The organism is Gelria sp. Kuro-4 (assembly GCF_019668485.1).
Classification (GTDB): domain Bacteria; phylum Bacillota; class DTU030; order DUMP01; family DUMP01; genus DUMP01.
Genome location: NZ_AP024619.1, coordinates 1,272,517 through 1,294,994, shown reverse-complemented (window position 1 = coordinate 1,294,994; position 22,478 = coordinate 1,272,517). Strand labels below are relative to the sequence as shown.

The window sequence follows — 22,478 nt, the reverse complement described above, 5'->3', positions numbered from 1 at the left end:
GAAACCACAGAGTGTACCCGTCCACACGAGTAAGAAGGGGGTGCATCATTTGCTTCTGAGCAAAGAAAAAGTGGTGCGTTCCGAGCCGCAGGCTATACTAGAGACTATCTTCGCCGGCATGAGCCATGCCGCACGAGAAGATGTGACCAGCCCTGTTATCGGCCCCTTAGCGAACAGCGCTTACGGTCCCGAGCTGATTCGAACCCTTGAGCAATACCTGGCCGACAACCTTAATGTGTCCCAGGCCGCCAAGCATCTCTATTTACACCGCAATACCCTGCTGTATCGCCTGGCCAAAATCCGTAGCTTGACCGGCCTTGATCCGCGCAATTTTGAACAGGCGCTGGAACTCAAGCTCGCTCTCCTGCTTTGGCAGCAAAACAATGGGCAGAACAGTGGCGGCTTTTTGAGGAGGGGCAAGAACCTTGGTGCAGAACCCGCCAAGTACGCTCTCCGTTGAATCCTCCCCCGATACTGTTCTGATGCGCGTGGCCTGGTTGCTCAATGCCGCTGCCGTCAGCTTTATAGAGGTGGACGACCTGCTTGCCGAAATAACCGCTACGCTACCGGAGGCGGTTTGCTTTCTCCGCAGCACCGAGCTGCCGGACGACCGGTGGCAGTTTCTGCATTCCGAACTCAACCGCTTTGAAAAAGCGCGCACTGCGCTGGCCGCCAGGCTGGCCGCCGCCGGGGGGGCTGTCCGTGAAAACCAAACTTTACCCTAAAATCATGACAGCCAGAGAAGCAGTGAACCACTTTATTCGGCCCGGCACTCATATCGCCTTCGGCGGCTTTGCCATCCTACGACGCCCCATGACCATTGCTCGGGAAATCGTACGCCAGGGCATCGGGGATCTTTTTGTCACCATGAACGGCGGCACCACGGTGGAAGAGATGCTGGCCGGTGCCGGCCTGATCAAGTGGTTAGAAACCACTTATCTGGGCATGGAAGGCGGCATGCCGGTGGCCTACGCCGTGCGGCAGGCCATCGAGCAGGGCGAGATCGAGCTGGTGGAGGATTACAGCAACTGGAGCTTCGCCCTGCGGACGGTGGCCGCGCGCTACGGCTTACCCTTTATGCCGTGCCTGAGCGACCTGGGCAGCGACCTTCTCACCCACGATACCTTCGGCAGGGCCGGGCTGCGCGGACGGGACGAGAATGGTCGCTGGCTGCATCCCGGAATCCCCCCGCGCAAGTATGCGGTCGTGGATGATCCGTTTGAGGGCTGGGGGCTGCGGCCGCGGGAGTACCGGAGCGGCCCCGACACCTGTGCCAACAGGAGCAACGCCTACCGCCGGGCCGACTCGCTTCCCGCCGCGTATACCGGGAAGCCCGGGGTCAAAGTGGCTTTGGTTCCGCCGCTTTTGCCGGAGGTCACGGTGGTCCGGGCGCAGCGGGTCGCCCTGGACGGAACGGTGAGAATTGAAGGCCTGCTCGGGCCGGACGTAGATCAATCCCTCGCCGGTCGCATCCTTATAGTTGAGTGCGAGCGCATCTGCCCACCGGAAGAGCTCAGGGCCGTCCCGGAACACAATCAGATCCCCGGCCACTTCGTCAGCGCCATCGTCGAGCAGCCGTTCGGAGGCTATCCCACCGCCGTCCCGAATTATTACGACTACGACTACGAATGGTTCCGCGAGTACGGGCAGGCCGTGCGCGGCCGAACCCTGGCCGAGGTGCGCGCGTACTGGCACGAACAGGTGGCGACCACCCGTGACGACTGGGACTACCTTTCAAACCGCGTGGGCCTTAAGCGCCTGGCCGCGCTGCGCGCCGATCCACGCCACCACTATAACCCCGAGCTTGGCCGATTTAAGTAGAGGGATGATAGAAGATGTGCGCGCTCGATGCGAAGTACGAAGCCTACCTCGCCCAGCACGGCCTCACGGCCTCCGAGTTTACGCCGATGGAGCTTCTCGCCTGCGCGGTGGCCCGCGAACTTACGGACGGAGCCTTTGCCTTCGTCGGGACGGGGCTTCCTCTTCTGGCGGCCACGCTGGCCAAGAAGACTACGGCCCCTTCGCTTACCATTATCCTCGAGGCAGGAACGTTCGACCCGGAGATCGCCGACCTCCCCATTTCGGTGGCCGATCCGCGCGCGGCCTTTGGCGCCGCAACCCTGGGCACCCTGGCCGACGCCTTTGGTACCATCGCCGCCCGCGGCTACTGTACATTGGGTGTCCTGGGCGCGGCCGAGTGCGATATGTACGGCAACCTGAACTCTACGGCCATCGGCAGCCCCTTTCCGGCCGGCATCTCGCCGACCGGCAGGGGGCCGGACGTTCGCCTCACCGGCAGCGGCGGGGCCAATTCCATCGCCGCTTTGGCCGATAAGGTCGTCGTGATGATGGTCCACGAAAAGCGGCGTTTTCCCCCGCGCGTGAGCTACGTCACCACCGTCGCCGGCCGCCGCGGCCCGGCGGGCGAAAGCCGTTTTGATTACGGCCTCTTTCGGGGCGGGGAGCTTAAGGTTATAACCGACCTCTGCACGCTCAAGCCGGACCCGGTCACCGGCATCCTCGTTCTCGACGAGGTCTTCCCCGGAGTCACCCCGGAAGAGGTGCGGGAAAACACGGGGTGGGACTTGGACGTCTCCCACGCCCGGCCCTTCCGCCCGCCGAGCGAAGAAGAGCTCAGGGTGCTCCGCCTCGAAGTCGACCCGCACCGTTTTTACCTCGGCCGGACGAGGAAGGGCGGACGTTAGGCGGGCGGGAAGCCTCCGGAATGTCAACCAAGGAAAGAGGCAGACCGAAAAACTACCACCGCCGGACATAAGCGGCGGTGGTCGTGCTGTAAAGTTAGGATGCCTTCGCAAAAAGCCCCTCCCTTGGGAGAGAGGCGCTATCTTTTACAGGTTCCCCTAGGTCCGGTGCCGTCTCACCTCGCCCGCCGCGCCGGGACTTGTTCGGAAAGCACCCAACGCCAGGGTGAGGAAGCTCACCAGGAGGCCGGGATAGAGCGGATCGGCCGCCGCGCCGCCCACCTTCCAGAGGATGGCCGTCAAGGGGCCCAAGATGACGGCCAGCCGCCCTGCCGGCCGCGCTATACGGCCGGGCCAAAACAACGCGGCGAGAAGAGGCAGGCATACCGTCGCCCCCCTCAGCCCCATGGAAAGATACGTCCATTCCAGGATGAGACTCTTGAGGTTGCCGCTCAGCACCACCACCAGGCTCAGGCCCGTGACCGCAACGATCACCAGGCGGGAGACGAGGAGGCTCCGGTCCGCTCCCGCGGCACCTGGAAAGTAACGCCGGTAGATATCCTTGGTGACCATGGTGCTGATGCCGAGGGCCAGCCCCGCCCCCGTCCCTACCACGGCGACGAGCAGAGTAGCCAGGGCTACGCCGGCGAGCGGCGCCGGGAGAAAGCGCAGCACAAAGGCCGGGAAGGCCTGAGCCGGGTCCAAATCAGGAAAATTCTTGCGCATGAAAAGCCCGATAAGGATGCCGGGAACCCCGGCCGGAGGAATTAAGAAGGCCGCGAGCAGTGCGCCGCTCCGGGCCGCCCCAATGCTCCGGGCGGAGAACATGGCCTGAATGTATGTTTGGGTGGAAAGCACGCCGACAAGCAAGGAAAAACCGGCCGCGAGGTCTGCGGCTGCGCCGCGCCCCAGCAGGCTGAACCAGGGATGGGCGGGGAAAGTGGCCCGCAGCCCCTCCCAACCCCCTAACCCGGTGTAGGCCAGCGCGCCGGTAATCAGGAGTATCCCGTAGAGCAGCGCAAGTTTGGCCAGGCCGACGAGCCCCGTACCCCAAACGCCGCCGAACGCCACGTATGCCACCATAAGCCCCGCCGCGGCCAGGGCGGCCGCCCAGGCGGGCAGCGCCAGCATTGAGGTGAGTAGTGCCACCGCCGCCAGCACCTGGGCCACGAGGTTGAGAAAAGTGCCCACCGAAGAAAACAGGCTGGCCGTCACCGAGGCGTAACCGCCGTACGCTTTGCCCAAGAGTTCCGGCATGGTTTCGTTTTCCGTCGCGCGCAGCGGCCCGGCCAAGGCCAGACCCAGAATCAGGCAGGCGATACCGCCGCCCAGGGTGAACCACCAGGCCGAAAGGCCGTAGCGGAAGGCCAGCTGCGCCGTGCCAATGGTGGAAGCGCCGCCCACCAGCGTCCCCATGATGGTGGCGGCCACCAGCACGGAGCCGGCGCGGCGGCCGCCGAGAGAAAAGTCCGCGGCCGATTTAATCCTGCGACCGGAATACACCCCGACCGCAGTAACCAGGCTGAGGGTTGCTATTATGCTCACCATGTGAGCCGTGGTCAGGCCGCTCACCTGCCGGCACCCTTCGCTCGGTCCGAGGAAATCTGGAATAAAAGCGTTCGCAGCCGGCGCAGAGCTGACCGGCTACGGGCGCCGTCCGGCACATTCGGTACCTCCATTCCTCGCTCTCCCCCATCTGCGTTCCCTCGCCTCAGGCCTTTTCCTTGAGCACGGCGCCGCGCCAAACGCTGTCCACCAGCTGGCTGTAGCGGCGCAGGTATCTGCTCTGTACCTTGGGCGGAAGGGGGACCCACCTCTCACGCCGCCGCGCAAGCTCTTCCTCGCTCGCATGCAGCGTGAGGGTGCGGGCCGGTATGTCAATAGTGATGAGGTCTCCCTCCTCAACCAGGCCGATGGTTCCGCCCAGCGCCGCCTCCGGTGCCACGTGGCCGATACACGGCCCTCGCGTTGCCCCGGAAAAACGGCCGTCGGTAACGAGGGCCGTACTGTCGCCCAGCCCGAGCCCCATGAGTACCGAGGTCGCAGCGAGCATCTCCCGCATGCCCGGTCCGCCCTTGGGGCCCTCGTAACGGATGACAATAACGTCGCCCCGGTTTATCTTCCCGGCGAACATGGCGGCGACGGCCTCTTCCTGGGAATTGAATACCCGGGCCGGACCGGTGTGCACGAGCATGGTGGGCGAGACGGCCGATTGTTTGACTGCCGCCCCCTCCGGCGCCAGGTTCCCCTTGAGGATGGCCAGGCTGCCCTGTTCGTGAAGGGGCTGCGAAAGCGGCGTGATCACCCGCTCGTCACGGTTACGGAAGCCGGGCAAAATCTCCCGCCAGGTCTTGCCGGATACCGTCCGCGCGTCCAAGTCGAGGTACTTCTCGCCGAGTTCCTTCATGAGCGCGGGAACCCCGCCCGCCAGATCGAAGTCGAAGAGGGTGTACTTGCCCGAAGGCTTCACGTTCACCAGATGCGGCGTGCGCCGGCTGGTCTCCTCGAAGTCGTCCGCCGTCACCGTATAGCCGAATTCGTGGGCCACCGCCGGGATGTGAAGCAGGGTGTTGGTAGAGCCTCCCAAGGCCATGGCTACGGTGAGGGCATTGGCGAAGGAAGAACGCGTCACAATATCTCGCGGCCGGATCCCCTTCTTCACCAGCTCTACCGCGAGCATGCCGCTCTCTTTCGCTTGCCGGAGTTTACGGGAATACACCGCATGGGTTGTAGCGCACCCCGGCACGGTAAGCCCTAAGGCCTCGGCCACACAGGACATGGTATTCGCCGTGCCCATCATGGCGCAGGAGCCGGCCGAGGGGCAGATGTTCTCTTCCATTTCCTTAAACTCTTCCGGGGTCATTTTACCGGCCTTAAGCAGCCCGGCCGCCTCCCGGATTTCGTAGATGGCCAGGTCCCGGCCCTGGAACTTCCCGGGAAGCATCGGTCCCCCGGTCACCACCACTGCCGGCAGGTTAAGCCGGCCTGCAGCCATGAGCATTGCCGGAACGATCTTGTCACAGGAGGCGATGAGCACCAGGCCATCGAGCTGCTGGGCCTCAGCCACCACTTCCACAGAGTCTACAATCACCTCCCGGCTGGGCAGCACGTAACACATGCCGATGTGACCTTGAGCAATGCCGTCGCAGATACTTACCGTATTAAACTCAAACGGCACCCCGCCCGCCAGGCGGATCCCGTCCTTGACCGCCTGGGCCACTTCGCGCAGGTGTTTGTGCCCGGGATGCATCTCGTTCCAGGAGTTGACCACGCCGATAAAGGGACGGCTAAGTTCATCGTCGAGGAGGCCGATGGCCTTCAGGTGGGCCCGCATGCCGGCTCGGTCGATGCCGTCTACGATGATGCTGCTGCGAAAGGGTTTCTTCTCCATCGCCTGCACCTCATTCCCATCTATCATACTGGATACATACTACGGTACTCAGGCTTTTCCTCCTCAGATCTCTTGTGCAGTTTAGACAAGAATATCTTCCTGTCATCTTTTTGTTAAGGTGGGCGAAGGAATTGCCGGGGCTGTGTGGAAAAATGAAGGTAAGCTAAACACCTGCAGAGTGGTTTTGGTGTTCGCACCGGCGAAGGGGAGGAATCTCAACTGCTTCAGCAGCCGCTAAACCAGTACAGGTCAAAGAGCGAACGGGTTTATCACGCCATAAAGGAAGCCATCATCAGCGGCGAACTCAAGCCGGGAGTCCGTCTGGTCATGGCCGATATTGCCGAAAAGCTGCACGTCAGCACGCAGCCCGTGCGCGAGGCGCTAAAGCGTTTGGACACGGAAGGCTACGTGAACTGGACCCTCAACGTGGGTGCCGTAGTTTCCGGCATTTCGATCGCGGACCTCAAGGAGGACATCCCCATCCTGCGCGAGCTGGAGGGGCTGGCAACGCGGGAAGCTACCCGCCACCTGACGCCCGCGGTACTCGAACAACTGGAAAGCATGCTGGGAACCATGCGGCTGTATGTGGCAAACAATCGGCCGGCGGAGTACGGAGTCTTAAATAAAGAGTTTCACCGCACCATCCACGCCTGTGCCGGCAACAACCACCTGCTTAAGATCCTCGACGATCTCTGGGCGCGGCGCGACCGCCTGCGGGCCGTTTTCCTCCTTTCCCCTACGCGGGCGGCGGAATCCCTGCGTGAGCACGAAGCCATTGTCGCGGCCCTCAAGGCTCGCGACGCAGAAGAAGCCGGCAAGCTGGTGGAAGAACACCGCATAAAAGCAGCGGCTGAACTGCTCAAGTACCTCGAGCCGGAAGGTGTGGTCAACCTCTTTCTCTAGGCTCTTGCGGCGCTGGCGTTTCCGTTGCCGGTTGGACGCGAGACTCCTCCTTGTCCTCTGGCGCCCCCGCGACCGGGGTTACCAACCGAGGGTGCCCTGGCAAGTCTCCGTGACAAAAGGGTAACAAAAGGCCCCGGTCGAATGCCGGGGCCTTTCCGCTGCAGGCCGATTGGTCACTCAGTCGGTATAAACGGTCACCGAACCCCTGGTATGAACCCGAAGGCTTGGTTTCCCTTGCCCGAAGACGGCACGAGCCTCCACCGGCCCCTCCGCTTCGGCCGCGCGTTCCCGGTCCGGCCCCGGCGGCGTGTCCGCGCCGGCTATCTGCCAAGGGGCGTTCCCTGCGAGAGCGCCGCGGTGGTCCACCTGGGCTTCCACCGCCAGGTTGGTGCCCTTCGGCACCGTAATGCAGACGTCACCGCCGGCAGTCACCCGCCAGTCCTGGCTCAAAGCGCCCGGCCTAAGCTCCAGCCCCTCCCAGCCTTGGCTGTTCAACTCCAGACCGCAAGCGCGCGGGACCACCAGATCGTACGTCACATCAACCTCCCCTCGGCCGAAAGGTCGCGCCACTGCCTCATGCGCCTCCACCTTCCCTCTCGCTGTTATTCTCATTCGGCTCCTTCTCAGCCGCATCCTCCTCAACCGCACTTCGCCCTGCCGCGCCTTTCTCTGCGGCTCGGCCCGGCACGCGCGTCCCCAGGAGGAGTCTCACGCCGACAACCATGAGGATGACCGCCACCGCTACAGGCTGCAGGTACCGTACCAACCGGGGATTAAGCTGCGGTACCAGCAGCCGGTCCGCCAGAAGAAGGAGTCCCGCACCCACCAGGGCGTAACCCAGCCAGCGTTGGACTGTGCGTTGGCTCCCGCTGGAGAAGCGCGCCGCATTCGGCCCGCTCGTTTCCGCAAGGAGCGGCAGCTCACCCAGCACGTCGAACGCGCTGTAAAACCAGAGCAGCGGCAGAGCGACAAAGGCCAGGTTGAGGCGCAGTAGATTGTTGACGAAGAGCACCAAGAGAAAGCCGCCCAGCAGGCTGAGCCCTTTTTCCATTTGTCCCAGGTACATGTGCCCGACGCCGGGCACCAGGCTCAGCGCCGCGGCGACGGCCCCGCTTCTGCCTCCGTGCAGGAGCGCTGTATCTAATTCTGCCACAAGGCCGGGCCGGGAAGCACCGACCCCTCGTTCCCGCGCGCGCCAGCCCTCGAGCGCATCAAAAAAGCTGTACACCCAGATGATGGGCAGGAGCCCCCAGAGGGTGATGAAGCCGCCGGCCACTCCCGCCGCCAGAAAGCCGACAAAGGTCAACCACCCGAAGAAAAAGACGGCCAGTGGCAGGCCGCGGTCCATCTCCCCCAGGTACATCTGCCCGCCGCCCGGTACGAGGGCGGCGAGAATGAGCAGCTCCCGCTGGAGGGTGTCAGTGCGGCCGGTCAGCTGCTGTGCCGGTTCCGCCGCGCGCCCGGGGAAGAGGAGAAAGGCATCCACCAAGGCTCCCAGCCACACGAAAGGCAGGGGGAGCAAGAGCACCAAGAAATTACTGCTCCCCACGGCTGCAGCCAGAAAGATGACCCCAAGGGTATAAAATGCCGTCAGAGCCATGATGAGAATGCCCCGCCCGCTGTAGCCCAGGTAGATCTGCGGCAGCCCGGGGATCACCCCCAGCAGAAAGGTAACCGCCTTACTTCTTCGCACTATCCTCAAACCTCCTCGTGATGACCTCCTTGAGCGGCGGCAGCGCCAACGGGCGATCGGCCGCGGGGAGCAGCCGCTCGGCTGAGCGGACAGGCCAGGGTGCCGATGAAACGGTTGTCAACCGGTCCTCCTGGTGCTGCAGCGCTTCGGGCAGCAGTTCGCCCAGCCGCACCTGGGGCAGGTCCGCCAGTTGGCTGAAGGCGCCGCCCAGGGTGAGGGCCATGGTCAGCGTCGCCGCCACCGCATAGGAGACCAGCCGCCAGCGCCGGCTGCGCTCTGCGTGCCGCTCCGGCTCCGCTTTCTTCACCGGCGCGGCGTGCCTCCGGGCGGCAGGTAAGCCGCGCATGATTTTCCCGGTGAAGTCATCGGGCAGCAGCAGAGCGGCCGCCTCCTCCGCCCGCGGCGTTACGGACGCCAGGTAACCATCCCGGCAGGCCGGACAGATCGCGAGGTGTTCCAGCATGGCCTGCTCCTTCCCGGCTTCCAGTGTCCCGGCGCGCAGCCGTCGCCATTCCTCTTCTTGATAGTGCCGCACCTACCCCTCCTCCTTTCCCTGCCACCTTGCCCGCAGCCAGCGGCGGGCGCGGTAAAGGCTCGACTCCACCGTCTTTTTACTGATCCCCAGCCGCGCAGCGATCTCTTGGTAACTGAGTTCACAAAAGTAGTACAGGTAGGCCACTTCTTTCTGTTGGGGCGGCAGGCGGGCCAAGAGAGCCGTCAGGGTCAGCCGTTCCTCGGTCGCCGGCCCGGCGGGTGTCCCTGCGCTTCGGTCCAGGTCGGTCGCCTCTTGCGCCATGCGGGCGAAGAGAGCCGCCCGGCGCCTGGCCCGGCGCCGGCTGTCGAGCGCACAGTTCAGGGCGATCCGTCCCAACCAGGCCTTGAAGCTGCCGCCGCGAAAATCGGCCAGGTTTTCGTAGGCGCGGAAGAAGGCCTCCTGGGCTGCATCTTCCGCTTCAGCCGGGCTCGGTACCACCGGCAGCACCACGGCCAGGACGTAGCCGCTGTATTCATTTACCAGGAAGGCATAGGCTTCCTTGTCGCCGGCCAGCACCCTGGCCACGGCCTCTTGCTCGGTAATCGCCGCTCCCTCCTCCCTGCTATATAGACGGCAGCAGTTCACCCGACCCCTGCACCCGCCTTGTTAAATTATTTTCCCAGGAGCTGCGCGCTGTACCGTCTTGACATTGCCCCACAGCCGGATATAATTAGATATGTATCTAATTATTTAACTTCAGTCCGCGGTCTCGTAACCACTTTTAATCCGGATGTCAGCACGGGGAAGAGAGGTGGGGAACACGCCGTTCAATCTGGTATTCAAAGCGCTGGCGGACGGGACGCGGCGGCGCATTTTGGAGCTCCTCAGGGAGAAGGATTTAACAGCAGGAGAAATCGCGGCCCACTTTGCGATCTCGAAACCCAGCATCTCCCACCACCTGGGCATTCTCAAGCAGGCCAACCTGGTGAGCGACGAGCGGCAAGGGCAAAACATCGTCTATTCCCTTAACACCACTGTCTTTCAAGAAGCCCTCGCCTGGCTGCTGGAACTGGCCGGCACCGGGATGGAGGATGGTCCTGCTCCGCCGAAGAATCCTTTAAGGGAAACGGGCGATCGGGAACGCTAACGCCAAGTGGTTATTTGTTCCCTGCTGAAAGCCATCGTTCCTTCGCTGGTAGTGGGTTTACTTTACCCTGACTGCCTTTTGCAGAGTTGAGAAAAACAGCAAAAAGTTGATACCTGACCCCGATAGAAAGGAAGTTGGGCGGAAGTGAAGAAAGACTGGCCCTTGTGGTTGCTTATGGTTGGAACGCTGGCTCTGGGCCTTTACCTGGAGCCGCGGCTGCCAGCGCAGGTCCCCAGCCACTGGAACTGGCGCGGCGAGGTGGACGGGTATGCCGGCCGTACGTTTGCCGTGCTCTTTCAGCCGCTGCTGACAGCTGGTCTCTACCTGCTCTTCCTTGTCTTACCGCGGGTGGACCCGCACCGCGCCAACTACGCCCGCTTCGCCGGCACCTACCAGGTTATCAAGGTGCTGCTGGTTGTCTTTCTGTCCGGGATGCAGCTCGCCATCCTGGGTACAGCACTGGGGTATGTGTCCGGCCCGACGCTTTTCCTTCGTCTGGGGCTGCCGCTCCTTTTCATCTTCTTCGGCAACGTCATGGGGCAAATCCGGCACAACTACTTCGTGGGTATTAAAACTCCGTGGACCCTGGCCAGCGAGGAGGTCTGGCAGCGCACCCACCGCGCAGCGGCGCGGCTTTGGGTGGCGGCCGGCCTGGTCGGGGCCGTGGGCGCGCTGTTCCCACCCGCCATCGGCATGCCGCTTCTCATCATCGCCCTCAGCGTGGCCGGGATCGTCCCCCTGGTTCATTCCTACCTGCTCTGGCGCCGGCTCCAGTAGAAAGCACAGACGGGGCCTGCCGGCCTTTTTCGCAAACCTGAGAAAAACTGTGGAAAGTTGATACCTGACCCCGAAACTTCACGAGTTTTCGGCTCCTTCGTCGCGCTTTACGGCGTGGCGGCGCTCCTTTTCCTCCTGGCCGGCCTGGTGCTCGACTACGGCACCGTGCATTACGCCGAACGGCGCTATCGGACCATCAGCGCCTGATCTCCCACAGCCCACAGGAAGGGAAGGAAAACAGCCGTGGAAAATGAAGCGTTAAAGCTTCTGCAGGCGCGCCTCGCCGACGCCGCCGGCTGGGTGCGCCGTACCGGGCGGGTGCGCAGCACTCCCTTTCTCGATCCGGCGGAAGCCGCCGCCGCCGCCCGCTACCTCAAAGGCGAAGCGGCCGACCTGCGCTTCGCCTTAAGTGGCGGCTACGCCGACGCCGAGCGCCAGGTGCTGCTCCTTTGTCCGGAATACCTGGACCCGGAGGCAGAACTGGCAAGCACCCCGCCCTTTGCCGTTCTTCTTATCACCTGGCCGGCGCGCTTTTACACCCTGCGCCACCGCGATCTTCTGGGGGCCGTCCTGGGGCTGGGGATAAAGCGGGAACAGGTGGGCGACATCCTGGTGGAAGAGGGGCGCGCCCAAGTGCTGGTCCTTAGGGAGATCGCGCCGTACGTGGCCGCCAACCTGAAAAGCGCCGGCCGCGCGCCGGTGAGCGTCGTCCCCCTTTCCCCGGCCGAGCTCACCCCACCGCCGCGCCCGGTGAAGGAGATCCGCACCACCGTCGCCTCCCCGCGGCTGGACAGCATCCTGGCGGCCGCTTACGGCCTTTCGCGCACCAAGGCCGTACCGCTCATCACCAGTGAACGGGTCGAGGTGAACTTCGTACCCGTCACCGACCCGGCGGCTGCGGTGCCGCCTGGCGCCGTCCTCTCGGTGCGCGGCCTGGGGCGGGCCCGCCTGGTGGAACTGGGCGGTAACACAAAAAGAGGCCGCGTCATCGCGGTCCTCGAGCGCTATCTCTAGTCCGGCCCCCGGCCGGGCTCTTTTTTCTGAGATCCCCTGACCCTGACAGGCACTTCTTGATGAGAGCCGCGGAAGAGCGCCCTGACGCCGCGCAGGTCTCCCGGGCCCTCCTCGCCCACGTCACCGCAGGAAATGATGTCCCCACTATTTTGATGCCCGTTTGAGACGCTTCCGCCGGCAGGCTACTTCTCCGGCAAATAGAACTCCACCTTGCGGCACTTAGGACAGGTCCAGACTGCGAGCTCGATCATCCCTTCCCCCAGCTCAGCCCACTCGCCAAAGAGGAGCTTCCAACCGCCCGTCGTCCCGCCGACACGGAACTGTTCGCTTCCGATGAACTCCAAAGGCGTACTGCAGGACGTGCATGTCTTCTCCACCCGTCGTCTCCTCACCTTTCTCTCCAGTTTAGCTCCGCTGCCTCCTTATTGACGTTGGCGCACCGCCAAAGGTTCCACTTAATTAGTATTTACGGCCGGGCCGACCCGCCGCACTCGCCTTGACAATCTTTCCCAGCTGAATCATAAGCTCGCCCGACCGGCGGCTACCCCCCGGGCTGAGTTCTTGGCCGATGCGGTTAAGCGGTTCATCGCTTAGGCGCGGCATCAGAATATAGCGCCCGGAACTCCGGGCGTTTTCTTGCGTCGAGAGCTCCACCGTAAGGGATACTATCCTTAACCGTTCCCGCCTTGAGTTTCGGCAGAGGTTGGCATATACTTAAGGCATCCAACCATTAACCTCTTCAAGTCATGGGAGGGTTTTGCCATGTCCGAAGGCCATGAATCCGAGAGAGAACTGCTGGCTCAGCTAGATAACACCCTGAGCCGCTTTATCCGCCTGCTGCATGCTCGTTACCGCAGTGCCGCCGCCGATTCGCTCACCCCCGCGCAGTTCTTTGTCTTGCGTCACGTGGCCTGTCAGGGTGAAAGCACCATTTCCGATCTCGCCGCCGTGCTGGGGGTGAGCCTGAGCGCAGTCACCAGCCTGGTGGACCGCTTGGTGAACGATGAGCTGGTGGAACGCCGGCACAGTGAGGAAGACCGGCGCCTGGTGCTGGTGCGCCTTACACCGCGCGGCGAGCAAGTGCTGGCGGCCAAACAGGCCGCCCGCACCCAGCTGATCGCCGCCGCCTTCGCCTCGCTGACGCCAAGGGAAATCAGCACCCTGACGGCCCTCCTGGAGAAGGCAACCGTCAATCTGACTGAGGCGCGAAGCAGCTAGCCGGCCAGGTCCAAGGACGCGGGGCTGTTTTCCCGGCCGCTTTCTGCTTCCCGTTCCAGGTCGGCGATAATCTGCATGAGTTCGCCCGAGACCTGCTGCAGCTCCAGAAAGAGCGCGCGGGCCTTTTGTTTTTCGCCTGCACCCCAAGCCGCTGTGATTTCCCGGGCCAGGGCATGGACCCGCGCGTGGGGGGCAGCGAGCGCTGCAAAACTGGGGTAAGAGCCGAACGCGGCCCGCCCCGGACCGTGATACCACCGGCCGAAGCGGCACTCGCGGTCGGAGGTGACCTCCGCCGCGCTCAAACTCTCCCGGCCTTCGAACAAGTTGTGCAAACGCTGGATCCAAGCCAGGTGGTCCACCTTGGCCAGGGCCAGCATGTCGTGGCCGCTCAAAGGGAGGTCGCCGATGGCCGTCAACCGCCGGAGCCCCTCTACCTGCACCGCCAGCTGCGCCAGCTCCTCCCCGGCCCCTCGGACACTCTGGGCCAGGGAGCGTGCCAGGTTACCCGCCTCCTGCAGGCTGCCGGCCGCCTCTTCGCTGGCGGCCGCCTGCTCTTCCGTCGCCGCGGCCATGCTTTCCAGGTGCCCGGTGATGCTGTGCAGGTGCTCCTGGATGGCCGTAAGCTCCGTCGGTGCCTGCGCCATCTCTGCCCCGGCCGCGGATGCCCGTCCGGCCAGCTCCTCGGCCCGCCGGGCGGCCGCTCCCAGGCGCTGCGTGATCTCGCTCACCAGCTCGCGTACCCGCCGCGCTCCTTCCTGAGTGCGGCGCGAAAGGCTACCCACTTCATCCGCCACCACCGCAAAACCGCGCCCCGCTTCTCCGGCGCGCGCCGCTTCGATCTTGGCATTAAGAGCCAGGAGGCGCGTTTGATCGGAAACGTCCGCGATGAAGGCGGCCACCTCTTCGATGCCACGCGCCACTTCCACCAGTCCCAGGACCTCGTCCTTCACCGCCAGCATCTCACTTTGCAGCGTGCCGAACGCCGCCAGCGCCCGGCGGACGGCCTGGATGTTGGCCGTGGCCTGTTCGCCCGCCGTTACCGCGTCCTCTGAGGCCTGGTTGGCGGCCTGGGCCACCTCGGTGGCCGCGGCCGCCAGTTCCTCCACCGCCGCCGCTGCCTGCTGCAGGCTCTCGCTCTGCCGGGAACTGGCCGCCGTCAGATCATCCACCTTCAGCTGCAGGGCGACGGCGCGGCCGGCCAAGCCGACCAAACCCGCGCTGAAACCGCTCACCAGGGTTCGGGCCGCCTGCCACGGCCGGTTGAGTACCGCAAGCGCGCGGTCGGTGAGAGAGGACACGGGGGCCGCCGGGGCCACCAAGCCCTGCCGTACGACGGCCGTGAGTTCCGCAAGGAAGACCGCCTCTTTAGCGCCGCAGGGATCTTGGGAGCCGGAGTGGGCAGTCCCCTTTGACCAAGGCAGAAGCATTGACTTCCCTCCCGGTAATTATAATCGTACTTCTTACTATTTAAGTATACCCGGGAGGGAAGCTATGGTCAAGTAGGTAGATATGCCCTAAGAAAAGAAACGGCCCCAGACCGGCGCGCAGTCTGAGGCAGTAAACGCGGTGTCACCCCGCCTCGGCTGAAGGGCCGGGGCGGGTAGTTTCAGGCTGAGTGCTTCGCGCGTCCTGCCAGGCCCAACGAACGCGCCGGGGCCAGGGCAAGGCCGTAGAGGAAGGGGGTCAGGAAGGTATTGATCACCGCCGTGGGGACCACCACCGTCACGAAAAGGGCCATAAACGGTGCCGGCAGGCCGACGATGAAAGCGACTGCGGTGATAAAGGCCAGGCCGCTCACGATGGTACCGAGGAAACCCACCAGACCCGCCAGCAGGTAAGTGTTCAGTCGTCCACCCAGAAGTTTGATCAACCCCATGGCCACGGCAGCGGTGATGAGCTTATCGATGATGTTCGGAAGCTGGCCACCCGGCATGGAGGTGGTGAGCGCGGCGATGATGCCCGCCGCCAGGCCTGCCGGCAGCGTGAGGCGCGCGTTGCGGATGATAAGGAAGGAGACAAACAGCATGGTGATGACAAAATCCGGCTTCATCCCAGCCAGGAGGCCGACAGTGATTTGGTGAAGGATAAGCCCCAGCGCCAGAAACAAGGCGGTGACGGCCATTTCTTTGACTTTCACGTTATCCACTCCTCGTTTGTTAAGAATCGGCGCCTTAATGGTCTGCTCCGCCCTTCACGTCATGCCGTTCGCCTCCTCCGGTAACAAAAAACCTCTCGTTCCGAAAAGGGACGAGAGGTTTGCTCGCGGTACCACCCTGCTTGGGCCGGAAAGGCCCCACTCGTAAGGTACGGGGCCTGTGCCCGATACCCTGTCCTTGTAACGGCGGACCGCCGGCAGCCACTACTCCGCGCCTCCTGCCGGCCGGCCCTGAGGCGCGTTTCGATCTGCTTCTCCCGGGTCCATTCGGTCCCCGCTCGCGTGACCGGGTTTCCACCTTCCCCGGCTCTCTCGGCACGCCCGCGCGGCCTACTCTTCCCGCTCATTGAAGTTCCCCTTGATTGTCTTTTACCCTATCACAGCCGCCCGGGCTTTGTCAAGCCCTATTCGCCGAAATGGTTCACTGCCTCCTTGAGCATCTCGCGGATGGGCAGGCTGTAGGGGCAGCGGCGCTCGCAGGTGCCGCACTCTACGCAGGCGCCGGCTTTGACGTCCAGGGCGCGGTAACGCTCCTCCGCCCATTCCTTAAGCCCGTAGCGCGTCCAGTACCCATCAAAGGTAAACACAAGGGGGATGCGGATGCCCTGCGGGCAGGGCAGGCAGTACTCACAGCGGCGGCAGAAGCGGTTGCCGAGCCGTGCGATCTGCGCCTTAAGCTCCTCTTTTTCCGCCGCACTAAGGGGGACAGCGTACTCCCCCAAGGCGGCGTTTTCCTGCACCTGCTCCACGGAATCGACGCCCGGGATGATGGTGGAAACCGGGTAAGCAAGCAGGAAACGCAGCGCCAAGGCGGCCGGGCGCAGCGCTCCGCCGGCCAGCGGTTTCATGACGATGACACCCAGGTCCAGCTTCTCCGCCAGCGGGAGCAGCCGCTCCGCCCCTTCCGTTTCCACTGCGTTGAAAGGAAACTGAATCGTTTCGAACTCGCCCGTCTGCACAGCTTCCACCAGCGTGTCCACCACGTGCCCGGTGATGCCCACGTGCCGCACCTTCCCCGCCGCCTGGGCCGTGCGCAGGGCAGCCAGGGCGCCGTCGGGCGCCAGGACCTGCTGGAGCTCTTCCCGGGAGCGGACGTTGTGCAGCTGGTAGAGGTCGATGTAATCCACCTTGAGCTCGGCCAGACTGCGCTCGATATCCGCCGTCATGCCCTCCCGCGTGCGGGCCATGGATTTAGTGGCGATGACGGGGCGCGGTCCTTGCCTGCCGAGCACCAAGCCAAACTTCTCCTCGCTGTCGGTGTAGCCGCGCGCTGTATCGAAGAAGTTGATGCCGGCCGCCAGCGCGGCCCGGAGAATCTCTGCCGCTGCTTCATTACCCACCCGCTGGATGGGTATGCCGCCCATCCCGATGAGCGAAACCTCAAGCCCGGTTCGGCCGAGCCTCCTCTTTTCCATATTTGAAAACCTCCTCAGCTAAAAGAAAACTCCTTCGTAACGTTCGCCACTCTCCGGCCGAATCCTGCCTGGTCTCCAGGCTTTTGTCATTGCTCCCCTCCAGGGTGCGTTCACCTGCCGTGCCGGGCCGGAATACACTGTGACAGGCAGAAAACGTTTCGGCACCTGGCCTCCAGGAACCGCGTCACCCACGCGACCGCGGGGCACATCTCCAGCATCGACACCTTCCGCGGTACGCAGCCGGCGGCCGTTACCGTAAGTGACACGCCCCCGGCATCGACCTCACACCCCGGTCACCGTACTCCACCGCCGACACCGTGGCCGGACCGACACCACAACCTATCTCGGCAGCGCCGACATCCTGGTCGGCTGGCCGCGCTGCACGTGCCGGCCGCCGCACTTTTTGAGAGGAGGGCTCAGACATGACCGGTGTCAACGTCGAGGAACTGCGGGAAATGATTGCGGGGCTCGAAGCCCGCGAAGGCACCCCCGGCTTCACTCCCCTCGACGCAGCGCGGCTTAAGGCCTGCCGGGCTGTGCTGGAACGCCTTAAGAACGGCACCCTGGTGGTAGAATCGTTCAAGGCGGAAAGCCTGGCAGATCTTGAACTCTAACGAGGCGGGGGGGCGAAAACCCCCGCCGCACGCCGGGGCGCAGCACACACGCCCAGCTTGTACTTCTTCGCAATCGGGCCGCCCCCTTGCAGGAACCTGCCTCCACCGTGGCGAATACACTCTAGTACTTCACCTCGAAAACTATCCTCTTCCTAGGAGGTGGGCCGTATGGGCCCGATTTTGGAGACAGCCGTTCGCTTCTTTACGGAAGATGACTGGAAATTTACCCGTATCGAAGGCAAGCCCATCCTCAGCCTGCCCTGCAGCGGCCACAACGGCAACTGGCAGTGCTGGGCCGAAGCCCGGGAAGAGCAGCAGCAGTTTTTGTTTTTCTCCGTGTGTCCGGTGAAGGTTCCGGAGGGAAAGCGAGCGGCGGTGGCCGAATACCTTACCCGGGCCAATTACGGCCTGGTGATCGGCAACTTTGAACTGGACTTTCGCGACGGCGAGGTGCGCTACAAGACCTCCATCGACGTCGAGGACGCCGAACTCACCCCGGCGCTCGTCAAGAACCTGGTTTACGCCAACCTGAGCACCATGGACCGTTACCTGCCCGGGATCATGGGTGTGATTTACGGCAACCTCACACCCCAGCAGGCCATCTCGCAGGTGGAAGGCTGAACGTGCGCCCACTGTCGCCGCGCCAGGCAGCAGGCGAGAAAAACATTGACTTGGTTCAACCGGCGTGCTATAATGCTGTCAAATTAGCTGAGCAAGGCACAGACGGGGTAGAGTAGGTTGCAGGTACCTGTCAGAGAGGTGCTGCCGGCGGCTGAAAGCAGTGCCCAGGGAAAGCAGCTGAAGTGCACTCCGGAGCCGCGGTACCGAAGGAAGTAGGTGCCGCCGGGAAGGCCCGTTAAAAGCCGCGGGGGATGATAGTCCTCCTTGCCGAGGTGGGCGTCTATGCCCAAGCAGAGTGGAACCGCGAAGCAAACCTTCGCCTCTGAAGAGGCGGAGGTTTTTCTTTTGGAAGGAGGTGGGCCTGGTGCGGTACGCGCGATGTCCAGAGGCAGACCGCAGTGAACACGACCGAGAAGACGACAGCTGTTGTGCGGGCTGTTCGCTCCGGCTTTGCGAACACCGGTACATGCGAAGTTTGAAAGGAGGAACCCTTTATGCTCGGCGAGCTCTGGCAGCTGGCACGGGCCATCCAGGCCCGGGACCCGGCGCGCCCTAGCCTGCTGGAAGTCGTCTTTTGCTATCCGGGGCTGCACGCCGTCTTTTTGCACCGCATCGCCCACTGGTTTTATGTACGGCGGTTGCGCTTTGGGGCGCGGCTGGTGTCGCAGGTCAACCGCCACCTCACCGGGATTGAAATCCATCCCGGGGCCCGCATCGGGCGCAACCTCTTTATCGACCACGGCGCCGGCATTGTCATCGGTGAGACGGCCGAAATCGGCGACAACGTCACCTTGTACCACGGGGTGACGCTGGGCGGCACCGGAAAAGATACAGGGAAGCGCCACCCCATCGTGGGCAACGACGTCTTCATCGGCGCCGGGGCGCAGATCCTGGGGCCGATCCACATCGGCGACGGCGCGAAGATCGGCGCCGGCGCCGTGGTGGTGCGGGACGTGGCCCCCGGGAGCACTGTGGTGGGTGTACCGGCACGCACGGTGCGTCCGCGCGCCCTGGCTGAGGCAGAGGCGTGGGCGCCGCTGGCACAGCGGCTGGCTTTTCTGGAACGGCGCGTGGCGGCCTGGGAGGCCCTCTGGACGGAGGCGGGATCTGCTGCCGCCGCTGCCGGCCGGCGCCCGCCGCGCCGCCGCGTCGAACCGGAGTACTACATCTAGAAAGGAGACCCTGCGATGAAAATCGCCAATGATATCACGGAACTGGTGGGGCGCACGCCGCTGGTGCGCCTGCGGCGGGTGGTGCCGCCGCAGGGCGCCACGGTCGTTGCGAAGCTGGAATTCTTTAACCCCTTAGGGAGCGTGAAAGATCGCATCGCCGTGCGCATGCTGGACGAGGCGGCCCGCGCCGGGAAACTAGGCCCGGACTCGGTGGTAGTTGAACCTACCAGCGGCAACACCGGCATCGGGCTGGCCTTCGCCTGCGCCGCGCGCGGCATACGCTGCGTTCTGGTGATGCCCGAGACCATGAGCCGCGAGCGGCAACAAATCCTAAAGGCTTTGGGCGCCGAGCTCGTCCTCACGCCCGGCGACGAGGGAATGAAAGGCGCCGTCGCCCGCGCCCAGCAGCTGGCCGCCGAAGACCCGCGGTATTTCATTCCCCAGCAATTTGAAAACGCCGCCAACCCGGCCGCCCATCGAGAAACCACGGCCGAGGAGATCTGGCAGGATACCGACGGTAAAGTAGACATGGTCGTCGCCGGAGTGGGCACAGGCGGCACCATCACCGGAATCGCCGAGGTAATCAAGGCGCGTAAACCCGGTTTCCGGGCCGTAGCCGTCGAGCCGGCCGCCTCCCCCGTTCTCTCCGGCGGCACCCCGGGGCGGCACGGCATCCAGGGCATCGGCGCCGGTTTTGTGCCCGCAGTGCTGAACCGCGACCTTCTGGACGAGATCATCCCTGTGCCCGACGAGGAGGCGTTCGCCATGGCCCGCCGCCTGGCGCGCGAAGAGGGCATCCTCACCGGGATTTCCGCCGGCGCCGCCGCCTGGGCGGCCGCCAAGCTCGCCGCCCGGCCAGAGAACAAGGGGAAGCTGATCGTGGCCATCTTCCCAGATACAGGGGAGCGGTATCTCTCCACTCCGCTTTTCGCCGACGTGTAGGCGCAAGCTTCCCCTCACTCGTAGGTTCTTGTGCCTTGACTTTCAGGTCTGGGTCAGATATACTACCCCTAGATGGTATGGGTATTCGAGCAGCCGAATGGGGGTAGAAACGATGGACCGTAACCGCTACCTGGTGCCTCTGCTCCTTGGGGCCGTCATCCTCGGCGGAGCTCTCTTCCTGGCCGGGCCGAGCGTCTTCGCCCGCCTCCTGCCGTACGGTCTGTTCCTGCTCTGCCCGCTCATGCACGTCTTCATGATGCACGGCCTGCACGGCGGACAGCACCAGCCGGGAAACTGCCATGAAAAGGCGCCGGCCCAGCTGGATAAAAGGCCTGCCGAACAACAGGACTGAATCTGTTTTCGGGCGAAAAAAGCAGCCAGGAAAAAGCCTGAGCTGCTTTTTTGCACCCGCCGGGCTGCCGGTAAAAGAGGAAACCACGCCTAGTACGTGGCCTCAATGGCCTTGATCAGGTTGGTGAGGACCTTATTCACCGGTGTGGGGATGCCGAGTTTCTCCCCTTCGGCCACGATGGCGCCGTTGATCACGTCTACTTCCGTCCGCCGTTTGGCCCGCACGTCTTGATGCATGGAAGACAGGTTGGGGCCGGTGAGCTCGGCCACCTTAAGACAGTTGGCCACCGGGTCGGCGTGGATAAGCTTTATGCCTTTGGCCGCCGCCACGCGCGCCCCTTCTTCCACCGCCAAACGCACCAGCTCTCGCGTGGCCTCGTGTTTCGGCAGTTCCCCGTTGGCAACCCGCAGGACGGCCGTTACGGCGTTGATCCCCACGTTCACCAGGAGCTTGCTCCACACCAGGCTGTCTACGTTCTCCACCGCCCGCGCTTCCAGGCCGGCGGCGGTAAAGGCAGCGGCCAGCCGCTCCAGCCGGGGCGTCAGCCCGCCCCTCAGCTCCCCCAGCACCGTTTCGCCGCGTCCCGCGTGGCGTACCTCACCAGGGCCGAGCATGGTGCCCCCGTGCGAGGTAACCCCGGCCACCACCTTCTCCGCCCCGACGATGGCCCCGATTTTATCGGCGTTGCCCAGGCCGTTCTGGAGCGTGAGCACCGTGGTCTCCGGGCCGATCAGCGCGGCCGCCTGGCGCACCGCCGTCTCCGTGAAAGCGGACTTGACAAACACGATCACCACGTCCTGCACAGGCAGCCCGGCGGGGCTGGTGACGGCATGCACGGGAATGGTCCGGTCGCCGCTCACGCCGGTAAGTCTCAGTCCCCGCGCGTTGAGGGCGTTGACGTGTTCCGCCCAGACATCGATCAGGGTCACTTCATGCCCGGCTTCCGACATGGTACCGCCGAAGATGCACCCCATGGCTCCCGCGCCCACCACCGCGATCCGCATCCCGACCCCTCCCCCTTAACATTACTCGAGTTTGCGCAGTTCCTCTTCCTTCATGGTGAAAGAGTGCTCCATGTCCGGGAAGGCGCCGGCATCCACCTCAGCGGCGTATTTCTCAAACGCCTCCAGCATGATCTTGCCTATGTTGGCGTACTGCTTCACAAATTTCGGGACAAAACGGTCAAAGAGCCCCATCATATCCTGCGTCACCAGCACCTGCCCGTCGCACCACGGACCGGCGCCGATGCCGATGGTCGGAATGGTAAGTTTTTCGGTAATCAGCCGCGCCAGCTGCGCCGGAATACACTCGAGCACAATGGCGCAGGCCCCGGCTTCCTCCAGCGCCTGGGCATCGGCCAGGAGCTGCGCGGCCATAACCGCATCCTTACCCTGCACCTTGAAGCCGCCCAGGGCAGAGGCCGTCTGGGGCGTCAGCCCGATGTGGGCCATCACCGGAATGCCGGCATCCACGATGGCCCGCACGGTCGGCGCCACCACTTGGCCGCCTTCGAGCTTCACACAGTCCGCCCCGCCCTCCTTCAGCAGCCGGCCGGCGTTCCGGATGGCTTCTTCGCGGCTCACGTTGTAGGACATAAAGGGCATGTCGCCCACCACCAGGGTGTGCGGCGCACCTTTCACCACCGGGCGGATGTGGTGGATCATGTCTTCCATGGTGACGGGTACGGTGCCTTCGTAGCCCAGGACCACCATGCCCAGAGAGTCCCCCACCAGGATCATTTCAATAGGGCTCTTGTCAATAATTACCGCCGTCGGGTAATCGTAGGCCGTAACCATTTTCAGCTTCTGCCCGGCCTTTTTCATTTCCTTAAGCTGTGGGATCGCCACTTTACGCTTTTCCATATCTGTTCGCCTCCTGTAATGTGCT

General features: G+C 63.8%; 28 protein-coding genes. 15 read left to right on the top strand and 13 right to left on the bottom strand.

Features of this window, described 5'->3' with window-relative positions:
• Positions 1-49 precede the first annotated feature (49 nt).
• Genes K5554_RS06445 through K5554_RS06430 form a run of 4 tightly spaced genes read left to right on the top strand, consistent with a single transcriptional unit; the run spans position 50 to position 2,705 of the window.
• Positions 50-460 (top strand): CdaR family transcriptional regulator, encoded by a 411-nt coding sequence (locus tag K5554_RS06445; protein ID WP_221040322.1) that lies wholly within the window; start codon positions 50-52, stop codon positions 458-460.
• On the top strand, positions 426-725 hold the full coding sequence (locus K5554_RS06440; RefSeq protein ID WP_221040321.1) for a hypothetical protein: 300 nt from the start codon (positions 426-428) through the stop codon (positions 723-725). The genes K5554_RS06445 and K5554_RS06440 overlap by 35 nt, the downstream gene beginning before the upstream one ends.
• Complete coding sequence (locus K5554_RS06435; RefSeq protein WP_221040320.1) at positions 703-1,821, top strand: CoA transferase subunit A; 1,119 nt, start codon at positions 703-705, stop codon at positions 1,819-1,821. The genes K5554_RS06440 and K5554_RS06435 overlap by 23 nt, the downstream gene beginning before the upstream one ends.
• 14 nt (positions 1,822-1,835) lie before the next feature.
• Positions 1,836-2,705, top strand: coding sequence for a CoA-transferase subunit beta (locus K5554_RS06430; RefSeq protein ID WP_221040319.1), 870 nt, complete (start codon positions 1,836-1,838; stop codon positions 2,703-2,705).
• Between the two features lie 156 nt (positions 2,706-2,861).
• Here K5554_RS06430 and K5554_RS06425 read toward each other — a convergent pair whose 3' ends face one another.
• Both K5554_RS06425 and ilvD read right to left on the bottom strand, forming a co-directional pair.
• Positions 2,862-4,274: a sodium:solute symporter gene (locus K5554_RS06425; RefSeq protein WP_221040318.1), complete on the bottom strand. Its 1,413-nt coding sequence runs from the start codon at positions 4,272-4,274 to the stop codon at positions 2,862-2,864.
• A gap of 139 nt (positions 4,275-4,413) precedes the next feature.
• Positions 4,414-6,093, bottom strand: coding sequence for a dihydroxy-acid dehydratase (gene ilvD, locus K5554_RS06420; protein ID WP_221040317.1), 1,680 nt, complete (start codon positions 6,091-6,093; stop codon positions 4,414-4,416).
• Between the two features lie 171 nt (positions 6,094-6,264).
• On the opposite strand from ilvD, the gene K5554_RS06415 reads away from it, so the two are divergent.
• Positions 6,265-6,996, top strand: coding sequence for a GntR family transcriptional regulator (locus K5554_RS06415; protein WP_370636972.1), 732 nt, complete (start codon positions 6,265-6,267; stop codon positions 6,994-6,996).
• Between the two features lie 177 nt (positions 6,997-7,173).
• Here K5554_RS06415 and K5554_RS06410 read toward each other — a convergent pair whose 3' ends face one another.
• From K5554_RS06410 to K5554_RS06395, 4 genes are read right to left on the bottom strand one after another with little or no spacing between them, the layout of a single operon-like run.
• Positions 7,174-7,533 carry a hypothetical protein gene (locus K5554_RS06410; protein WP_221040315.1) on the bottom strand — a complete coding sequence of 120 codons (360 nt, stop codon included), beginning with the start codon at positions 7,531-7,533 and terminating at the stop codon, positions 7,174-7,176.
• Between the two features lie 37 nt (positions 7,534-7,570).
• Positions 7,571-8,689: a hypothetical protein gene (locus K5554_RS06405; RefSeq protein WP_221040314.1), complete on the bottom strand. Its 1,119-nt coding sequence runs from the start codon at positions 8,687-8,689 to the stop codon at positions 7,571-7,573.
• Positions 8,676-9,224, bottom strand: coding sequence for a hypothetical protein (locus K5554_RS06400; protein WP_221040313.1), 549 nt, complete (start codon positions 9,222-9,224; stop codon positions 8,676-8,678). The genes K5554_RS06405 and K5554_RS06400 overlap by 14 nt, the downstream gene beginning before the upstream one ends.
• Positions 9,225-9,749 carry an RNA polymerase sigma factor gene (locus tag K5554_RS06395; protein WP_221040312.1) on the bottom strand — a complete coding sequence of 175 codons (525 nt, stop codon included), beginning with the start codon at positions 9,747-9,749 and terminating at the stop codon, positions 9,225-9,227. It abuts the gene before it with no gap.
• 205 nt (positions 9,750-9,954) lie between these two features.
• Between K5554_RS06395 and K5554_RS06390 the strand changes: the two genes are divergently transcribed.
• The 4 genes from K5554_RS06390 to K5554_RS06375 all read left to right on the top strand — a co-directional run bounded on the left by K5554_RS06390 (position 9,955) and on the right by K5554_RS06375 (position 12,102).
• Positions 9,955-10,311, top strand: a complete 357-nt coding sequence (locus tag K5554_RS06390; RefSeq protein WP_221040311.1) for an autorepressor SdpR family transcription factor — start codon at positions 9,955-9,957, stop codon at positions 10,309-10,311.
• A 144-nt stretch (positions 10,312-10,455) separates the two neighbouring features.
• On the top strand, positions 10,456-11,088 hold the full coding sequence (locus K5554_RS06385; RefSeq protein ID WP_221040310.1) for an SdpI family protein: 633 nt from the start codon (positions 10,456-10,458) through the stop codon (positions 11,086-11,088).
• Positions 11,089-11,145: 57 nt separating this feature from the next.
• Positions 11,146-11,295: a hypothetical protein gene (locus tag K5554_RS06380; RefSeq protein WP_221040309.1), complete on the top strand. Its 150-nt coding sequence runs from the start codon at positions 11,146-11,148 to the stop codon at positions 11,293-11,295.
• Positions 11,296-11,331: 36 nt separating this feature from the next.
• A complete protein-coding gene (locus tag K5554_RS06375) occupies positions 11,332-12,102 on the top strand; it encodes an RNA-binding protein (RefSeq protein ID WP_221040308.1) in 771 nt (256 codons plus the stop codon).
• A 182-nt stretch (positions 12,103-12,284) separates the two neighbouring features.
• Here K5554_RS06375 and K5554_RS06370 read toward each other — a convergent pair whose 3' ends face one another.
• Positions 12,285-12,479: a hypothetical protein gene (locus tag K5554_RS06370; RefSeq protein WP_221040307.1), complete on the bottom strand. Its 195-nt coding sequence runs from the start codon at positions 12,477-12,479 to the stop codon at positions 12,285-12,287.
• A gap of 82 nt (positions 12,480-12,561) precedes the next feature.
• Positions 12,562-12,756 (bottom strand): hypothetical protein, encoded by a 195-nt coding sequence (locus tag K5554_RS06365; RefSeq protein WP_221040306.1) that lies wholly within the window; start codon positions 12,754-12,756, stop codon positions 12,562-12,564.
• Between the two features lie 108 nt (positions 12,757-12,864).
• Here K5554_RS06365 and K5554_RS06360 point away from each other — a divergent pair, with 108 nt between their 5' ends.
• Positions 12,865-13,320 (top strand): MarR family winged helix-turn-helix transcriptional regulator, encoded by a 456-nt coding sequence (locus K5554_RS06360; RefSeq protein WP_221040305.1) that lies wholly within the window; start codon positions 12,865-12,867, stop codon positions 13,318-13,320.
• On the opposite strand, the gene K5554_RS14565 is transcribed toward K5554_RS06360, so the two are convergent.
• From K5554_RS14565 to K5554_RS06345, 3 genes are all read right to left on the bottom strand, one after another.
• The gene (locus K5554_RS14565; protein WP_221040304.1) at positions 13,317-14,747 is read right to left on the bottom strand and encodes a methyl-accepting chemotaxis protein; all 1,431 of its coding nucleotides are present in this window, start codon (positions 14,745-14,747) and stop codon (positions 13,317-13,319) included. The genes K5554_RS06360 and K5554_RS14565 overlap by 4 nt on opposite strands.
• A gap of 179 nt (positions 14,748-14,926) precedes the next feature.
• On the bottom strand, positions 14,927-15,457 hold the full coding sequence (locus tag K5554_RS06350; RefSeq protein WP_221040303.1) for a tryptophan transporter: 531 nt from the start codon (positions 15,455-15,457) through the stop codon (positions 14,927-14,929).
• 422 nt (positions 15,458-15,879) lie between these two features.
• Positions 15,880-16,890: an aldo/keto reductase gene (locus K5554_RS06345; RefSeq protein WP_221040301.1), complete on the bottom strand. Its 1,011-nt coding sequence runs from the start codon at positions 16,888-16,890 to the stop codon at positions 15,880-15,882.
• Positions 16,891-17,312: 422 nt separating this feature from the next.
• On the opposite strand from K5554_RS06345, the gene K5554_RS06340 reads away from it, so the two are divergent.
• From K5554_RS06340 to K5554_RS06320, 5 genes are all read left to right on the top strand, one after another.
• A complete protein-coding gene (locus K5554_RS06340; RefSeq protein ID WP_221040299.1) occupies positions 17,313-17,504 on the top strand; it encodes a hypothetical protein in 192 nt (63 codons plus the stop codon).
• Positions 17,505-17,672: 168 nt separating this feature from the next.
• A complete protein-coding gene (locus K5554_RS06335) occupies positions 17,673-18,125 on the top strand; it encodes a YbjN domain-containing protein (RefSeq protein ID WP_221040298.1) in 453 nt (150 codons plus the stop codon).
• Between the two features lie 494 nt (positions 18,126-18,619).
• Positions 18,620-19,297: a serine O-acetyltransferase EpsC gene (gene epsC, locus K5554_RS06330; protein WP_221040297.1), complete on the top strand. Its 678-nt coding sequence runs from the start codon at positions 18,620-18,622 to the stop codon at positions 19,295-19,297.
• A gap of 15 nt (positions 19,298-19,312) precedes the next feature.
• Positions 19,313-20,239, top strand: a complete 927-nt coding sequence (gene cysK, locus K5554_RS06325; protein ID WP_221040296.1) for a cysteine synthase A — start codon at positions 19,313-19,315, stop codon at positions 20,237-20,239.
• 112 nt (positions 20,240-20,351) lie between these two features.
• On the top strand, positions 20,352-20,591 hold the full coding sequence (locus K5554_RS06320) for a DUF2933 domain-containing protein (protein ID WP_221040295.1): 240 nt from the start codon (positions 20,352-20,354) through the stop codon (positions 20,589-20,591).
• Positions 20,592-20,680: 89 nt separating this feature from the next.
• On the opposite strand, the gene K5554_RS06315 is transcribed toward K5554_RS06320, so the two are convergent.
• Complete coding sequence (locus tag K5554_RS06315) at positions 20,681-21,595, bottom strand: ketopantoate reductase family protein (protein WP_221040294.1); 915 nt, start codon at positions 21,593-21,595, stop codon at positions 20,681-20,683.
• Between the two features lie 21 nt (positions 21,596-21,616).
• The gene (gene panB, locus K5554_RS06310) at positions 21,617-22,453 is read right to left on the bottom strand and encodes a 3-methyl-2-oxobutanoate hydroxymethyltransferase (protein WP_221040293.1); all 837 of its coding nucleotides are present in this window, start codon (positions 22,451-22,453) and stop codon (positions 21,617-21,619) included.
• Positions 22,454-22,478 lie beyond the last annotated feature (25 nt).

Bases quoted from the DNA above. Each gene is read 5' to 3' on its own strand.
- K5554_RS06335 (WP_221040298.1), top strand. From the start codon at position 17,673: ATGGGCCCGATTTTGGAGACAGCCGTTCGCTTCTTTACGGAAGATGAC.
- K5554_RS06315 (WP_221040294.1), bottom strand. From the start codon at position 21,595: ATGCGGATCGCGGTGGTGGGCGCGGGAGCCATGGGGTGCATCTTCGGC.
- ilvD (WP_221040317.1), bottom strand. From the start codon at position 6,093: ATGGAGAAGAAACCCTTTCGCAGCAGCATCATCGTAGACGGCATCGAC.
- K5554_RS06345 (WP_221040301.1), bottom strand. From the start codon at position 16,890: ATGGAAAAGAGGAGGCTCGGCCGAACCGGGCTTGAGGTTTCGCTCATC.
- cysK (WP_221040296.1), top strand. From the start codon at position 19,313: ATGAAAATCGCCAATGATATCACGGAACTGGTGGGGCGCACGCCGCTG.
- K5554_RS06390 (WP_221040311.1), top strand. From the start codon at position 9,955: ATGTCAGCACGGGGAAGAGAGGTGGGGAACACGCCGTTCAATCTGGTA.
- K5554_RS06430 (WP_221040319.1), top strand. From the start codon at position 1,836: ATGTGCGCGCTCGATGCGAAGTACGAAGCCTACCTCGCCCAGCACGGC.
- K5554_RS06360 (WP_221040305.1), top strand. From the start codon at position 12,865: ATGTCCGAAGGCCATGAATCCGAGAGAGAACTGCTGGCTCAGCTAGAT.
- panB (WP_221040293.1), bottom strand. From the start codon at position 22,453: ATGGAAAAGCGTAAAGTGGCGATCCCACAGCTTAAGGAAATGAAAAAG.
- K5554_RS14565 (WP_221040304.1), bottom strand. From the start codon at position 14,747: ATGCTTCTGCCTTGGTCAAAGGGGACTGCCCACTCCGGCTCCCAAGAT.
- K5554_RS06340 (WP_221040299.1), top strand. From the start codon at position 17,313: ATGACCGGTGTCAACGTCGAGGAACTGCGGGAAATGATTGCGGGGCTC.
- K5554_RS06320 (WP_221040295.1), top strand. From the start codon at position 20,352: ATGGACCGTAACCGCTACCTGGTGCCTCTGCTCCTTGGGGCCGTCATC.
- epsC (WP_221040297.1), top strand. From the start codon at position 18,620: ATGCTCGGCGAGCTCTGGCAGCTGGCACGGGCCATCCAGGCCCGGGAC.